Genomic DNA, 15,617 nt, shown 5'->3' with positions numbered 1-15,617 from the left:
CGAATGCCATGTCCGTGCCCATGCCCCATGAGTCGTCCCAGGCCACCGATGCCAAGCCCGGCACGCTGTTCCTCGTGGGCGACGTGTTCGCCGAGTTCGCCCACCACGAAGGCGTGTTCACCGTCTCCCAGCTGGCCCGCCTGATCAGGAACGGGACGTTCCCCGAGAGCACCGACGGCGCCGAGAGCGCCGACGGGGTCCGCGTGAGCGTGGGGCAGGGCGTCTCCCTGTTCGACGTCCAGTTCATACGCGACACCCTGGCCCGGCGCGGGCTCGCGGAGCTGGTCGTCATCGACGACCAGGCGCTGCACACCCGCGCCGGCCGGGAGATCGCCCACAAACACCGTCCCGAGAACGTGCTGATCTCCGCGCCGCGGCCGGTCGGCGCCGACTGGTACGAGGCGGACCTGCTGGTCGACGGCGACAACGAGGTGATGTCCGACCACCTCACCGGACAGCACATGCAGGGGATGCTGGCCACCGAGGCCGGCCGGCAGATGTTCATCGCGGTCGCCGAGCAGTTCTACCTGCCGGCCGAGGCGGTGGGGAGCAGCTACTTCGTCATCGACTCCTTCGCCACCCGGTACCGCAACTTCCTCTTCCCGCTCCCCGCGGTGGTGCGCTGCCGCGTCCTCGCCCACCGCACCCCGCACCGCACCCGCATGACCTTCCACTGCGAACTGTCCGTGAGCCAGGGCGGGTCGGAGACGGCGGGCATGGAGGTCCGGTTCACGGCCTTCGACACCCAGGTCTCCCACGCCAAGGAGACGCGGGCGGCGCAGCGGTCCCTCCAGGACGGGGTGGCGCTGGCCGCGGCTGCGGCCGCCGCGGAGGCTGCGGCTCCGGCGCGCGCGGAGGTCCGTACGTCATGAGCGACCACACGCCCGGGCCCGGGCCCAGGCCCTACGTCGTCTTCAGCGACGTCGACGAGACGCTGATCAGCGTCAAGAGCATGTTCGACTTCCTCCACTACCAGCTGGTGCGCCGGCACGGCGCGGCCGGGGAGGAGGAGTACGAGCGGATCACGGCGGTGATCGGCCGGCGGGCCGCCGGCGGGGCGCCCCGCGAGGAGATCAACCGCTTCTACTACAGCCACTACGCGGGCGAGTCCGTGGAGACGGTCACGCGGCTGGCGGACGACTGGTTCGCCGAACGGACCGCCTCCACCCGGGGCTTCTACATCGATTCCACGCGCCGGGCCCTGCGCGGCCACCGGGCCGCCGGGGCGCCCCTGGTCCTGGTCTCGGGCTCGTTCCCGCCCCTCCTGGAGCCGCTGGCGCGCGAGCTGGGCGCGGAGACGGTCCTCTGCACCCGCCCCCTGATCGAGGACGGCCGCTACACCGGCGAGGTCGGCGTCCCGGTCATCGGCGAGGGCAAGCGCGCCGCGGTCCTCGCCGATCTGGCGGCGCGGCCCGCCGTCGACCCGCGCGACTGCTTCGCGTACGGGGACCACGTCTCCGACCTGCCGATGCTGGAGCTCGTGGGGCACCCCGTGGCCGTGGGCGAGGACGCCGAGCTGCGCGAGCGCCTGGCGCTGCTCTCCCGGCGGCGCTCCGAGACGATCGCCGTCCGGTGAGCGGGCGCCGGTTCCACGTACTGCTGGGTCCCGACGGGGCCGGCAAGTCCTCGGTCATGGGGCGCCTGGTGTCCATGCTGCCCGAGTGGCGGATGGTGTCGACGGACCGCGCGTTCGTCGCCCCCGAGCACGCCCTGATCACCCGGTTGCGGCGGGACGTGCACGACCACCTGCTGCCGGGCCTGTCCACCGCGTACTCGGTGGACTTCATGGCCAGCGTGCTCCAGACGGCCGTGGTCCACCTCCGGGACCAGGTGCGGGAGACGGACCCGCGGGTTCCGGTGCTCGTGGACTCGTACTACTACAAGATCCTGGCGAAGTGCCGGATGGCAGGGGTCCGGGACAGCCGGATGTACTCCTGGTGGCGTTCCTTCCCGCAGCCCAGCGGGGTGGTCTTCCTCGACGTCCCGCCCGCTTCCGCCTGGCGCCGCAGGGGAGACGGCGCACGGCTCAACGCCCTGGAGCACGACGGGCAGGACGGCAGCTGGGCGGAGTTCGAGGGCTACCAGCGCAACCTGCGCAAGCTGCTGCTGGAGGAGGTGCGGGAGCTGCCGGTGACGATGCTGCCGGAGCAGCCCGACGCCGACCGGGCGGCCGAAGCCGTACGGGAGGTGCTGGCCCCGTGAACGCCGACTCCGTCTGGCACGCCCCCGGCCACACCGGCCGCTACCGCGAGCGGGTGTTCGCCGCGCGCGAGCGGCTGGCCGCCGAGCACGCCGATCTGCGCGGCACGCAGCAGCGCGTCCTGACCGACCTGGTGGGCTTCAACGCCTCCACCCGGTTCGGCAGGCGGCACGGCCTCGGCCGCGTCCTCACGGTGGACGACTTCCGGGAGGCCGTCCCCGTACGCGACTACGCCGACCACGCCGCCCTCATCGAGCGGACGGCCGCCGGGGAGCGGAACCTGCTGTCGGCCGACGCGCCCGCCGTCTACTTCACCAGCAGCGGCAGCACCGGAGCGCACAAGAAGGTGCCCGTCACCCCGCGCTTCATGCGGACGACCTTCATGCCGTTCTACTTCGCGGCCTGGGCCCCGCTGATCGAGCACTTCCCGGACGTGCTGGACCGGCCCGACGCCGTCCTCAACCTCAAGCACGATCCGCTGAGCGCCCCGCCCACCACGGGCGACGGCCGGCCCCATGTGGGCGCCAGCCAGGTGGACTTCGGGGCCCGCTTCGGCGAACCCCTCTCGGCCGAACCCGGCACGGGCGCACCGTGGGCGGCGCTTCCGGTCCCCACCGAGCCCGGTGACCACCTGGAGCGGGCGTACCTGCGGCTCCGGCTGGCGGTGCAGAGCGATCTGCGCGCGCTGATCGGCATCAACCCGGCGATGGTCGCCGCCGTCCCGTACCAGCTGAACCTGTGGTGGCCGCGGATCGTGAAGGAGGTGCGCGACGGCACCCTGGGCGGTCTGCCGCACCGGGCTCCGGACCCCGAGCGGGCCGCCGAGCTCGAACACCTCGCTGAGTACTTCGGCACCGTACGGCCCGCGCAGGTGTGGCCGCGGCTGCGGGCGATCTTCTGCTGGACGACCGGGGTGGCCTCGCTGTACCTGCCCGCGCTGCGGGAGGAGTTCGGCCCCGGCGTCACGGTGCTGCCCGCGCCGGTGGCCGCTTCGGAGGGCCCGGTCGGCGTGGCGCTGGACCGGCACGCCTCGGCCGGCAGCCTGGTCGCGTCGGCCTCGGTGTACGAGTTCGTACCGGCCGATGAGGACCTCGCCCCGGACTCGGCCACGCTGCTGCCGCACGAGCTCGAAGCCGGCCAGGACTACCACGTGGTCTTCAGCCACGTCGGCGGGCTGTACCGGTACGCCGTCGGTGACGTGGTTCGCGTCGTGGACACGTCCGGCGGGGTCCCGCGGCTGGAGTACGCGGGCCGGGGCGGCCGGTCCGACGCGGCGGGTGAACGGCTGCGGGACGCGGAGGTGGTCCGGGCCCTGCGCACGGCCCTGGACTCAGGCGGACTCGCGCTGCGCAACGTGGCGTGCCGGGTCGAGCCGGTGGCCGGCCCGGTGGCCGGTGCCGCGGCCGGTGCGACGGCCGGCCCGGCGACCGCTCCGGCGGAGCCCGGGGCCCCGCGCTACGTGTTCGCGATCGCCCCGCGCAGCCCCTGGCACGCGGCCGAGACCGTACGTTTCACCGCCGCCCTGGACCGTTCCCTGGCGGCGCGGTCCGCCGGGTACGCGCGGGCCCGGGCGGACGGCCGGCTGGCCGCCCCCGCCGTACGCCTGCTGGACGCCGAGGCGTTCGACCGCGACTGGCACGAGGCCGTCGCCGGGGGCATCCGCCCGACGCAGGTCAAGGACCGCCTCTTCCGGCAGGACGACGTCCTCTGGGAGCGCCTGACCCGGGACCCCCGGGACCCGCTCGCCTGACACCGCTCCCACCCCACCCCACCGCACCTCGGCCGTCCGGCACCCGCACCCCCCGTACAAGGAGCCACCATGCCCGTGCTCAACCCCGTCGAACGGACCGCCCTGCTCACCGCCGCCCTGCGGGCCGCCGAGACCCGCCGCGAGGACCGGCTGTACGAGGACCCGTACGCGGCCGGCCTGGTCGGCGAGGCGGGCCCGGAACTGCTCGCCGAGATCCGGGCGGCGACCTTCCCGCCCGACCGGCCGCGCACCCTGCCCAGCACCCCGGACTACAACGCCATCCGCACCCGGTTCTTCGACGACCTGCTCCAGGATGCGGCCCAGGACCCGGGGACGACCCAGCTCGTGCTGGCCCCGGCCGGCATGGACTCGCGCGCCTACCGGCTCCCGTGGCCCGGGCACATCCGCTACTTCGAGGTGGACCGCCCGGCGGTGCTCGACTTCAAGGCCGAGCGGCTGCGGGGAGCACGGCCGCGGGTCGACCACCGTACGGTCGCCGTCGACCTCACCGCCGACGACTGGGAGGAGCGCCTCATCGCGTCCGGCTACGACCCCGCCGTCCCGTCGGCGTGGCTGCTGGAGGGGCTGCTCTACTACATCCCCGAGGCCGACGCGCACCGGATGCTGGAGCGGGTCGCCGCGATCTCCGCGCCCGGCAGCCGGATCGCCGCCGACATCGTCAACCGGGCCGCCCTGACCCTCCCCCACATGCGCGGCCTGCTGGACGTCTTCGCCGGCTGGGGGTGCCCGTGGGTGTTCGGCACCGACGAGCCGGAGGCCCTGTTCGAGCAGTACGGGTTCGACGTGCGCGCCGTCCAGCCGGGCGAGCCCGACGCCGACTTCGGGCGGTGGCCGGACCCGGTGCCCGCGCGCGAGGTGGAGGACGTACGGCGGGTGTTCTTCGTGCACGGCAGGCGTCGCTGACCATGGCGAGCATCGTGATCGCGGGCGGCGGCACCGCCGGCCTCGCCCTGGCCCTGGCACTCGGCGGCCGCGGCCACCGGGTGCGGGTCCTGGAGCGGAGCGAACCGCCTCCGGACGGGCCGGTCGTCAAGAGCGCCGAGCTGTGGGAGCGGCTCTCGGTCCCCCAGGCCGGCCACGACCACATTCTGAACGCGCTCGGCGTGCGCGTGCTGCGCTCCCACGCTCCGGCCGTCCTCGACGCGGCGCTGGCGGAGGGGGCCCGGCTCGCCGATCTCACCGCTGCGGCGCCGCCGGGTCCCGTGGAGCCGGGGGACGAGGAGCTCGTCACGCTGCTCGTCCGCCGCGCCGTCCTGGACCTCGTACTGCACCGGGCCGTCGAGGCCCTGCCCGGGGTGGCCTTCAGCCACCGGACCACGGTCGCCGGGGTGCTGACCGCCCCGTCCGGGCCGACGGGCCTGCGGGTGACGGGAGTCGTCACGGACGGCGGCGAGCGGATCCCCGCCGATCTGGTGGTGGACGCCTCCGGCCGCCGGTCCGCGTCCCGGTCCTGGCTGACCGCGGCGGGCATCCCGGCCGCGGGCGACCTGACCGGCCCCAGCCGGCTGCACGCCTTCGGCCGCTTCTACCGGCTGCGCGACCCCGGCGGGCCGCCGCCGGGCCCGCTCAACCGGGGCAACGCGGCCGGCGGCATCTGGGACCACTACTCCGCCGTCCTGCACCCGGCGGACAACGAGGTCTTCGCCATCACCTTCGGCGCCCTGCCCGGCGACCGCGCGCTGGCGGCCCTGCGCACGCCCGCCGCCTTCACCGCCGCCTGCCGGCTCTCCCCGTACCTGGCCGACTGGGTCGACGGGGGCGCGGCGGAGCCGCTCGGCCCAGTCCGGGCCATCGCGATGCCGCCGAACGTCCTGCGCGGGGCGGGGCCCGGCCGGCAGCGTCCGGTCGCCGGACTCGTGCGGGCCGGGGACGCCGCCTGCGTCACCGATCCGATGTTCGGCCGCGGTCTGTCCCTCGCGCTCATGCACGCCTTCCGGCTCGCGGACCTGATCGAGGAACACCCGGCGGTGGACGAGTGGCTGGGCCTGGCCGCCACGGAACTCGCCGACCGCGTGCTGCGGCCCTGGTACGAGCAGGGGGCGCACGACTCCTGGTCGCGTGCCGAACGGTGGCGGGCCGCCGCCGGAACCCCGTCGCTCCCCGAACCCGGGTCGCCCGCAGCGCCCGCACCACCCGCACCACCCGTGCCCGTGCCGGTCCGGGAGGCCGCGAGCGCGGCGTCGGCCACCGACCGCGCCGTATGGCGGGGCACCACCCGGGTCGGGACGGGCCTCGCCACCCCCGCCGAGGTCTTCGCCGACCCGGAGTTCCTGGCCCGCGTACGAGCGGCCGCGCCGGACACCTCCCTACCGTCCGGCCCGCGTCCGCCGACGTACGCCGAACTCCGTCAGACCGTCACCGCCCACGCCCACGCCCACGCCCCGGACCGGGAGGAAGGATGAACGTGCTGCCCCGCAAGAACGTCCTGCTGGCACCGGTCACGATCACCCCCACCAAGCCGCTGACCCCCAGCCACCTCAAGGGCCTGCTGTGGACGGACGTGATGTTCCGGGCCACCGCCCCGCTCGCCGCGGTGACGTACCGCTACAGCCACACCACCTACCACGTCACCGAGCAGACTGTCGGCTTCTGGGAGTTCCTCGACCGCACCCACGGAGAGACCGACTACACACAGCTCTCCGAGGAGGAGATCGGCGACCTGTACGTCCGCTACCGCTCCGAGGAGCAGCGCCAGGGCGCCGAGGTCCTGCGGCCCTACCGGGACGCCGTCGAGCACAGCGGCTGGGTGCACCCCGCGAGCGAGCGGATGCTGCGGCTGTGGGCCGGGCACTACGAGCGGCTGGGGATGCACGACCCGGGCCTGCGGGAGCACCAGCCGCCCGGCCTCGGGCTGGAGGAGATGATCGAACGGCTCGCCGCCGTGGGCCTGGTCCTCGACCAGCGGCACTGCGGGGGCCCCGTCTACCTGGACCTCACCCGGCACGGGATGCCGCTGCGCCGGATCGTCACCGCGGACGGCCGTCCCAACTACCTCGCCTGCGCGCTGCGCGAGCTGCTGCCGCTGGTGCCCTGGTACGACGAAGTGGTCCTGCTGTACGACCGCGAACTCGACGCGGACTACCGGCTGCTGCACCGCGTGCTGACCGGCCTGGGGCCGCCGGTGCGCCGGGTGCCCATCGGCCGGGTGCCCATCGACGGCAAGATCACCTCGGCCCGGCACGGCGGCTGGCGCGACCACACGGCGGGCGCCCTGCTGCGGGCCTGGGCCGAGGCGGGCGGCGCCGCGGACGGCGGAGGCGGCGACGACGCGCTCCGGCTCGGCATGCGCCTGTACTTCATCGCGACCCTCGGCCCGGGCGAGCAGCAGTCGTTCCGCCACGACCTGCTGCGCCACTGCCTGGCCGTGGCCGCCCGGCTCCTGAGGCGCTCGGGGTCCGCGACCGGCGCCTGCGATCTGGCCGACGCGCTGGAGCGGCACCGGCGGGGCCACGCGTACGTCGACCCCTACCGGCTGGTCTCCTCGCTCCTCGGCAAGGGCCGACCCGCTCCCGATCCCGCACTCCTGTCGGCGGTGTTCCTGTGACCCCCTTCCCCCTGTCCTCCGCGGCCCTGCTCAAGTCGGCCGCGGACCGCGTCCGGTCCGCCCGCCCGGAGCTCGCGGACGGGCTCGACCTGTCCAGTGCGCAGGCACTGCGCGCCGTCCGGGCCGGACTCCACGGCGACCGCGCCGCCCCGGCCGACGAGGTGCTGGCCGTGGTCGTCATCGGCCGGCTCGACCTGCCCCGGTGGGTGCGCGAGACCTGCGCCTTCGCCCTCGCCCTGGCCCCCGGGGAACGGGAGGCGTGGCGGCGCTCGTTCACCCGTACCGTCTACCTGGCCGGCAGCCCGTCCAACCTCCGCGAGCGGTTCTCCTTCGACCACGTCGCCGGCGACGATTCGGTGGCCTGGGCCGGGCCCGCGCCCGGCGCGCGGACGGCCACGCTGCGCCGGCTGCTCAAGGCCTTCGAGGCGGCGGACGAGCTGACCGCGCAGCGGTCGGCCACCGTGACCGTGCCCGGCCGTCCGGGCGCCCGTCCCGCGGCCCGCCGCGAGCTGTACATCGCCACCGCCAAGGTGTCGGTCACCGAGGCGCTCGTGCACGTCAACCACCTGCTCGCCGAGGCCGTCCTGGACGGGCTGATCGGTCCCGGAGACCGCTTGACGCTGCGGTTCGTACCGCGCCTGACCGGGCTGGGCGCGCAGCTCGCCATGTTGCGCGTCGACACCGATGTCCACCGCCCGGACGAGCTCCAGGCCTATGCCGGACTGACCACGGAGGTCTGAAATGCCAGCCCCCACCGCCACCCCCACCCCCACCCCCACGCCCGCCCGTACCCACACCCGCACACCCGCCCGCGCCGGCGCCGCGCCGCGCACCGTCCGCCTGGGCGTCCACGGCTCGACGCACCTGGCGTCCCGTCTCGTCGCGGCCGCCGGCCATGCGCCGGGGTCGGTGGAGTACGTCCCGTACGAGGTCACCGAGCCGTTCGCCCCGCTGCGGGCCGGATCCATGGACATCATGATCGTCAAGTACGACCCCCTGGAGCCGGACCTCGCCGTGAGCGAGCCGGTCGGCTTCGACGGGCGGGCCGTCCTCGTCGGATCCCACCACCCGCTGGCCGGCCGCGCCTCGGTATCGGTAGAGGAGGTCGCGGAGTACGGCGGCTTCCGGTGCCCCGGGGAGTTCCCGGGGCACGTCTGGGACCTGGTGGTGCCGCCGCGGACCCCGCTGGGCCGGCCGATCCGCCGGATCCACGCCATGACGACGCTCACCGCGATGGCGGAGCTGCTCAGGAGCACGTACGCGATCCACCTCTCGTTCCAGTCCCTGGACGCGGTGGTTCCGCCGGACGTCAAGGTGGTGCCGGTGCACGACCTGCCGCCTTCGCCGGTGGCCTTCGCCTGGCTGCGGGGCGGCAAACCGCCCGAGCACGTACGGCGGTTCGTCGCCGACTCGGAAAGGGCGGCGCGCCGATGAGCCTCCCCCTCGTCCTGCTCCACGCCCTGCCCCTCGACTCCTCCCTGTGGGACGGAACGGCCGGGGCCCTGCGCGCCCGTGGCCGGCAGGTCCTCACCCCCGACCAGTGCGGTTTCGGCGCCGCGCCGCTGCCCCACGGCTCGCCCTCGCTCGATCTCGTGGCCGACGGCCTGGCCCGGGAACTCGACCGGCAGGACATCGGCGAAGTCGCCCTCGCCGGCTGCTCCATGGGCGGCTACGTGGCGATGGCCTTCCTGCGCCGCCACCCGGACCGGGTCCGCGCACTGGCCCTGCTGGCGGCCCGGGGTACGGCCGACTCCGCGGCGGCGGCCGGGCAGCGCCTGCGCTTCGCCGACGCGGTCCTCGACGACTCGGCGCGCGCCGGGCTCGTCGCCGCGACCACGCCCTCCCTGCTGGGCGCCACCACGCGCGCCCGGCGGCCGCACCTGACGGCGCGGGTGACGGGCCTGGCCCTGGCGGCGCGGCCGCGGTCCGTCGCCTGGGCGCAGCGGGCCATCGCGGCCCGTACGGACTCCACGGCCACCCTGCGGGCGGCGGACATGCCCGCGGTGGTGGTGATCGGCGCCGAGGACGAGCTCGTCTCCCTCGACGAGGCCTGCCGGACGGCGAAGGCGCTGCCGCGCGGCCGGCTCGTCGTCCTTCCCGGGGTCGGCCACCTCGCTCCCCTGGAGGCGCCGGAGGCGACGGCGGAGATCCTGACGGACCTGCTGGCCCATGCGGAAACCACGGCCGCGGAGGCCGTCGTACGGGCAGGGGCGGGGGCCGCGGCATGCTGACGGCGGATCACGCGGCGTGGGGGTACACGACGTCCACCGGGCTGCCGTTCACCCACGAGGAGATCGTGGACCCGCACTTCGAGGCCTGCGCCGCGTACTACCGGGACGCCCTGGACGGCGTGGGCATCCGGCCCGGGTGGCACGTACTGGACGCGGGCTGCGGCAGCGGTGCGTTCCTGCCCCGGATCGCCGAGCTCGTCGGCGCGGCGGGCCGGATCTCGGCCATCGACCTGGCCGGGGAGAACGTGGAGCGCGCCGCCGGACGGCTGCGGGGCCGGCCGGGCGCCGCGCCGCTGGTGGTACGCAGGGGCAGCGTCCTCGACCTGCCGTACGCGGACGGCATGTTCGACGCCGTCTGGTGCGCGAACACGACGCAGTACCTGGACGACGCGGAGCTGGCGCGGGCGCTGGCGGAACTGCGCCGGGTCACCCGGCCCGGCGGGCTCGTCGCGGTCAAGGACGTGGACGGTTCGCTGAGCACCGTCCGCCCGGCGGACCCGTTCCTGATCACCGATTTCTTCCGGGCGTCCGCCGCCTCCCCGGGCTACGCCCGCCAGTTGCTCCGCGGCCGCGATCTGTACCGCCGGCTGCGCGCTGCCGGTCTGACGGACGTACGGCAGCGCACGATCCTCATGGAGCACCACGCCCCGCTGACCCCGGCCGCCCTCCGGTTCTACGCCAACGCGTGCGCGCGTTTCGCCCGGCAGGCGGCGGACGAGGGCATCCCGGGGAACTGGGCCCCCTTCCTCGACCCCGACGATCCGGCCTGCCCGCTGCGCGACCCGGACGGATACATCAGCGAGGGGAACGTCATCGCGGTCGGCACGGTGCCCGCGGGCCCCCGCATCGCGCCGCACGGACCTCGCGCGCCTCATGAACCTCTCACAGCTCATGCACCCCTCACTCCTCTTGCACCCCTCGCACCCCTCGCACCGATGGACGGAGACGACACACCATGAACGACGTACGGAGCACCGCCGAAATGACCCGCCGGGCCACCCTCACCGGGGGCGCCCTCGTCGGCATCGGCCTCGCCGAGGGCCTCCTGAACCCGACTTCGGTCGCGGCCGCGGCCACCTCCGGCGGCGACTCCCGCTACGAGCGGGGGCTGGCCGTCCTGCACGACACCTCGGGCGAGCGCGGAGTGTCCGTGATCGAGTCGCTGCGGGACATCGCCCCGGACCTGGGCCGCTACGTCGTCGAGTTCGCGTACGGCGACGTCTACGCCCGGCCGGGACTCGACCTGCGCGAACGGGAGCTGTCGACGGTGGCCGCGCTGGCCGCCCAGGGGGACACCGCCCCGCAGCTGGACTTCCACATCGACGCGGCGCTGCACGTCGGCGTGCGGCCCGAGGAGGTCATCGAGGCCCTGATCCACATCGTGCCCTTCATGGGATTCCCGCGGGCGCTCAACGCGGTCGGGGTCGCCAGGACGGTCTTCGCCAACCGGGGCGTCACCTTCGAGCCGCCGGTCATGAACGACACGCGCGACCGCTCCATGCGCGGGACCGAGAAGCTCGTCGAGATCGACGGGCACCACGGCCTGGAAGTCATCGAGTCGCTCAAGGACATCGCCCCGGACCTCGGCCGGTTCATCGTCGAATTCACCTTCGGGGACGTCTACCACCGCCCGTGGCTGTCGCCGCGGCGGCGCCAGCTCGTCACCGTCGCCGCCCTGACGGCCTTCGGTGACACCGCTCCCCAGCTGCGGGTGCACATCGGCGCCGCCCTGAACGTCGGCCTGAGTCCGGCGCAGGTCGTGGAGACGCTGATCCACGTGGTGCCGTACGCCGGCTTCCCGCGGGTGCTGAACGCCATCGGGGTGGCCAGGGAGGTGTTCGAGAAGCGGAACGCCCCGGTGCGGTAGGGGGACGGAACGTCAGGACCACCGGACGTACGACGGCAGGAGGGCTGATCCGTGGGAACGGACATCGCGCCGGACATCTCGGCGGACAACTCGGCGGACAACTCAGTGGACGTCGCGGCGGACTTCGGGGCGCTCGGCGAGGAGTTCACCAGGAATCCCCACCCGGTGTACGCCGCGCTCCGCGCCCGGGGCCCGGTGCACCGCATCCGCGTGCCGGAGGGCGCCGAGGCCTGGCTCGTGGTCGGCTACGAGGCCTGTCGCGCCGCGCTCACCGAGCCCTTGCTGTCCAAGTCCTGGCGGGACGCCTCCCCCGCGCTCCCGCTGGCGCGGCTCTCCGCGGGCGAGAACCTGCTGAGCTCGAACCCGCCCGACCACACCCGGCTGCGCAAGCTGGTGGTGAAGGAGTTCACGCCGCGCCGCGTCGAGGCACTCGCCCCGAGGGTACGGGCCCTCGCCGGCGAGCTCCTCGACGCCATGCTGGCCCGGCCCGCCGGCGCGGCCGACCTCGTCGAGGCCCTCGCGTTCCCGCTGGCCATGGGCATCATCTGCGAACTCCTCGGGGTGCCCGCCCTCGACCGCACCGCCTTCCGCGACTGGGCCGAACAGGCCCTGAGCTCCCCGGACCACGCCACCAGGACCGCCGCCACGGCGGCGATGACGCGCTACCTCGTCGCCATGGTGGACGAGATGCGCGAGCGGCCCCGCGAGGACCTGATGAGCGCCCTCATCCGTGCCACCGACGAGGACGGCGGCCGGCTCTCGCCCGACGAACTCATCGGCATGGCCTGGCTCCTGCTCGTCACCGGGTTCGAGACCACCGTCCAGCTGATCTCGACGGGCGTGCTCGCGCTGCTCCGCCACCCCGGCCAGCTCGCCGCGCTGCGCGCCGACCCCTCGCTCATCGACAACGCCGTGGAGGAGATGCTGCGGTACGAGGGGCCGGTCGAGACCACCACGTACCGGTTCACCACCGGGCCCGTGGAGATCGCCGGGACCCCGATACCCGGCGGCGGCGAACTGGTGCTGGTCGCGCTCGCCGACGCCGACCGGGACCCCGCGCGCTTCCCCGATCCGGACCGCTTCGACATCCGCCGGCCCGCGGGCGGGCACATCGCGTTCGGCCACGGCATCCACTACTGCCTGGGGGCTCCGCTGGCCCGCCTCCAGGCCCGTACGGCCATCACCGCGCTCCTGGCCCGCTGCCCCGGCCTCGCCCTGGACGCCGACCCCCGTGACCTCGCCTGGCGCACGGGCCTCCTCATCCGCGGTCCCCGGCAGCTGCCCGTCCGCTGGCCGGCCTGAACGTTCAGCCGTGCCGGCGGCAGCGCACCATGTGAAAACTTCACCTTGCGCTGGTGACCGGGGCACTGTCCCGCGATCACCGGATCCTCGCAGAATCGTCAGTGAACGGACCGACCCGCGCCACGACGACGCAGAGGGAACTCCACCGCCATGACCAGCCTTTCGGCCAACGCCCGCATCAGCCCCAGCACCGGATCCGTACCGATACCCGCCCGCCCCTCGAAGCCCGGCCTGGTGATCGAGAACCTCGACGCCCTGCCGGACACCGCGTACGCCCTGTTCAGCGTCTGCAGCCAGACGCAGGTCACGGGCCCGGCGGCGCCGATCGCCGGACGGCTGGGAGCATGAGCACTGCCGAGCGCGAGTGGCCCGCCGCGGCGCTCACTCCGCCGCCGGCCACCGCCGAGGCGCTGGTGGGTTTCAAGTCCCATCTGCGGCCGACGGTCGTCCCCGGCGACGCCGCCTACCTGGTGTCCCGGCGCGGGGTGACCGCCCTGAGCGGGAGCGAGGCGGAGGTCCTCGTACCGCTGCTCGACGGCACCCGGACCGCCCTGGCGGTCCGGCAGGAGGCCTCGCGGGTCCTGGGCGCCGAGGACGCGGAGGCGGCCCTCCTCTCCCTGGCCGACGCCGGGTTGATCCGCTCCACCGCCCCGGCGGCCGCACCCGCCGAGGCGGAGGCCGAGGCCGAGGCGTACTGGGATCTGGCCGGGCTGGACGGCGGCATGGCCGCCGCCGGGCTGGCCCGGGCCGCCGTCGCCATCGAGGCGCTGCCCGGCCTGGACCCGCGGCCGGTGGCCGAGGCCTGCCGGGAGTCGGGCATCGCGGTCGCCGCGGACCCCGGCGCCGCCGACCTGGTCCTCGTCCTGTGCGAGGACTACCTCTCCCCCGGACTGGCCGACGCCGACGCCCGCCACCGCGCCGCGGGCCGGCCGTGGGTGCCGGCCAAGCTGTGCGGGACGGACCCCTGGGTGGGCCCGTTCTTCCGGCCCGGCTCCGGCCCCTGCTGGCACTGCCTGGCCGTACGGCTGCGCGGCCACCGCCACTCGGAGGTGCCGGTACGGCGCGCGCTCGGCCTGGACGGTCCCGTACCGCGGCCGCCCGCCGGGCTGGCCGCCGGGACGGCGCTCGCGGTGAACCTCGCCGTCCTGGAGGCCGCCAAGTGGCTGGCCGGGCTGCGCCATCCCGAGCAGACCCACATCCGTACCTTCGACACGCTGCGCCTGCGCACCGCCAGCCACCCGGTGAGCCGGCTCCCGCAGTGCGCGGGCTGCGGGGACCCCGGTCTGGTGGCCCGCCGGGTCGGCGCCCCCTTCGTCCCCGTGTCCCGGCCCAAGGCCGCCGCGACCGGGGGCGGGGACCGCGCCCTGACCCCGGCGCAGGTGCTGCGTGCGTACGGGCACCTCGTGGACCCGGTGACCGGGGTGGTCAAGGAGATCCGGCAGGCCTCCGGCGCCCCGGACTTCGTCCACGCGTACACCTCCGGGCACAACCTGGCGATGGAGTCGGCGTCCTTCGCCGGTCTCAGCTCGGGCTTGCGCGCGCTCAGCGGCGGCAAGGGCCGCACCGCCGAGGAAGCCCGTACGAGCGCGCTGTGCGAGGCGGTCGAGCGCTACAGCGGTACGCGGCACGGTGACGAGCCGGTGGTCCGCGACTCCCTGCGCGGCCTGGGCGGGGCGGCCGTGCACCCCAACGACTGCCAGCTCTACAGCCCCCGCCAGTTCGCGGAGCGGGAGCGGTGGAACGCGCGGCACTCCCGCTTCCACCACGTCCCGGCGCCGTTCGACGAGACCCGCCCGACCGACTGGACGCCGGTGTGGTCGCTCACCGGGGGCGTCCAGCGGCTGCTCCCCACCTCGATGCTGTACTTCGGGCGGGGAGCGGATTCCTCCGGCGATCGCGCCGGCGGCCGTGCCGGGGACGCTCCGCTGGCCGACTCCAACGGCAACGCGGCGGGCAGCAGCCCCGAGGACGCGCTGGTGCAGGGCTTCCTGGAGCTGGTGGAACGGGACGCGGTGGCCCTGTGGTGGTACAACCGCACCCGCCAGCCCGGGGTGGACCTCGGCTCCTTCGAGGACGAGTGGGTCGAGCGGGTCCGCCACGGACTGCGCCGGGCCAACCGGGAGGTGTGGGCGCTCGACCTCACCTCCGACCTGGGCATTCCGGTGTTCGCGGCGCTGTCCCGGCGGACCGACAAGCCCAGCGAGGACGTGATCTTCGGCTTCGGCGCCCACTTCGACCCCCGGGTGGCGCTGTCCCGGGCCGTGTCGGAGCTGGGGCAGCTGCTCCCCGCCGTCGGCGACGCACGGCCGGACGGCCTCGGATACCGGATCACCGACCCGGAGCCGCTGTCCTGGTGGCGGGGGGCCACCATCGGCAACCAGCCATATCTGGCGGCCGATCCGACGGCGCAGACCCGCACGCCGGGCCACTGGCCGTCGGTCCGGAGCGCCGATCTGCTCGACGACGTACGCTTGATCACCGAGCTGGTCCGGGGTAAAGGTATGGACCTGCTGGTCCTCGACCAGAGCCGACCTGACCTCGGACTTCCCGTGACGAAAGTGGTCGTACCGGGACTGCGCCACTTCTGGGCGCGGTACGGGTCCGGCCGCCTCTTCGACGTCCCCGTGGGCCTCGGCCGACTGGCCGAACCCACTCCGTACGACCAGCTCAACCCGGTCCCGCTGTTCGTGTGAGGGAACGAT

The 15,617-nt window shown here is 74.8% G+C and carries 15 protein-coding genes; all 15 read left to right on the top strand.

Features of this window, described 5'->3' with window-relative positions:
* Positions 1–20 precede the first annotated feature (20 nt).
* The 15 genes from ADK52_RS09965 to ADK52_RS09895 all read left to right on the top strand — a co-directional run bounded on the left by ADK52_RS09965 (position 21) and on the right by ADK52_RS09895 (position 15,608).
* Complete coding sequence (locus tag ADK52_RS09965) at positions 21–872, top strand: AfsA-related hotdog domain-containing protein (RefSeq protein WP_234343619.1); 852 nt, start codon at positions 21–23, stop codon at positions 870–872.
* On the top strand, positions 869–1,576 hold the full coding sequence (locus ADK52_RS09960; protein WP_053689402.1) for an HAD family hydrolase: 708 nt from the start codon (positions 869–871) through the stop codon (positions 1,574–1,576). Before ADK52_RS09965 ends, ADK52_RS09960 begins: the two co-directional genes overlap by 4 nt.
* Positions 1,573–2,202 carry a hypothetical protein gene (locus tag ADK52_RS09955; protein WP_053689401.1) on the top strand — a complete coding sequence of 210 codons (630 nt, stop codon included), beginning with the start codon at positions 1,573–1,575 and terminating at the stop codon, positions 2,200–2,202. Before ADK52_RS09960 ends, ADK52_RS09955 begins: the two co-directional genes overlap by 4 nt.
* On the top strand, positions 2,199–3,950 hold the full coding sequence (locus tag ADK52_RS09950; protein ID WP_053689400.1) for a GH3 auxin-responsive promoter family protein: 1,752 nt from the start codon (positions 2,199–2,201) through the stop codon (positions 3,948–3,950). Before ADK52_RS09955 ends, ADK52_RS09950 begins: the two co-directional genes overlap by 4 nt.
* 69 nt (positions 3,951–4,019) lie before the next feature.
* On the top strand, positions 4,020–4,874 hold the full coding sequence (locus ADK52_RS09945; protein ID WP_053689399.1) for a class I SAM-dependent methyltransferase: 855 nt from the start codon (positions 4,020–4,022) through the stop codon (positions 4,872–4,874).
* A 2-nt stretch (positions 4,875–4,876) separates the two neighbouring features.
* Positions 4,877–6,373: an FAD-dependent oxidoreductase gene (locus ADK52_RS09940; RefSeq protein WP_053689398.1), complete on the top strand. Its 1,497-nt coding sequence runs from the start codon at positions 4,877–4,879 to the stop codon at positions 6,371–6,373.
* Positions 6,370–7,515 carry a hypothetical protein gene (locus ADK52_RS09935; RefSeq protein WP_053689397.1) on the top strand — a complete coding sequence of 382 codons (1,146 nt, stop codon included), beginning with the start codon at positions 6,370–6,372 and terminating at the stop codon, positions 7,513–7,515. Before ADK52_RS09940 ends, ADK52_RS09935 begins: the two co-directional genes overlap by 4 nt.
* Entirely contained in the window at positions 7,512–8,255 is a 744-nt protein-coding gene (locus tag ADK52_RS09930; protein WP_053689396.1) for a DUF6182 family protein, read from the top strand. The genes ADK52_RS09935 and ADK52_RS09930 overlap by 4 nt, the downstream gene beginning before the upstream one ends.
* 1 nt (position 8,256) lies before the next feature.
* Positions 8,257–8,949, top strand: a complete 693-nt coding sequence (locus ADK52_RS09925; protein WP_053689395.1) for a LysR substrate-binding domain-containing protein — start codon at positions 8,257–8,259, stop codon at positions 8,947–8,949.
* A complete protein-coding gene (locus ADK52_RS09920; RefSeq protein ID WP_053689394.1) occupies positions 8,946–9,746 on the top strand; it encodes an alpha/beta fold hydrolase in 801 nt (266 codons plus the stop codon). Before ADK52_RS09925 ends, ADK52_RS09920 begins: the two co-directional genes overlap by 4 nt.
* Positions 9,740–10,705 carry a class I SAM-dependent methyltransferase gene (locus ADK52_RS09915; protein WP_063783807.1) on the top strand — a complete coding sequence of 322 codons (966 nt, stop codon included), beginning with the start codon at positions 9,740–9,742 and terminating at the stop codon, positions 10,703–10,705. Before ADK52_RS09920 ends, ADK52_RS09915 begins: the two co-directional genes overlap by 7 nt.
* On the top strand, positions 10,702–11,613 hold the full coding sequence (locus tag ADK52_RS09910) for a carboxymuconolactone decarboxylase family protein (RefSeq protein WP_234343617.1): 912 nt from the start codon (positions 10,702–10,704) through the stop codon (positions 11,611–11,613). Before ADK52_RS09915 ends, ADK52_RS09910 begins: the two co-directional genes overlap by 4 nt.
* Positions 11,614–11,718: 105 nt before the next feature.
* On the top strand, positions 11,719–12,915 hold the full coding sequence (locus ADK52_RS09905) for a cytochrome P450 family protein (protein WP_078988226.1): 1,197 nt from the start codon (positions 11,719–11,721) through the stop codon (positions 12,913–12,915).
* A gap of 150 nt (positions 12,916–13,065) precedes the next feature.
* Positions 13,066–13,263 (top strand): hypothetical protein, encoded by a 198-nt coding sequence (locus tag ADK52_RS09900; protein WP_053689393.1) that lies wholly within the window; start codon positions 13,066–13,068, stop codon positions 13,261–13,263.
* The gene (locus ADK52_RS09895; protein WP_053689392.1) at positions 13,260–15,608 is read left to right on the top strand and encodes a TOMM precursor leader peptide-binding protein; all 2,349 of its coding nucleotides are present in this window, start codon (positions 13,260–13,262) and stop codon (positions 15,606–15,608) included. Before ADK52_RS09900 ends, ADK52_RS09895 begins: the two co-directional genes overlap by 4 nt.
* Positions 15,609–15,617 lie beyond the last annotated feature (9 nt).

This window comes from Streptomyces sp. WM6372 (genome assembly GCF_001279655.1).
Taxonomy (GTDB): Bacteria; Actinomycetota; Actinomycetes; order Streptomycetales; family Streptomycetaceae; genus Streptomyces.
Note: the sequence above shows the minus strand (reverse complement) of the source record. Positions and strands in the feature narration are given on the sequence as shown.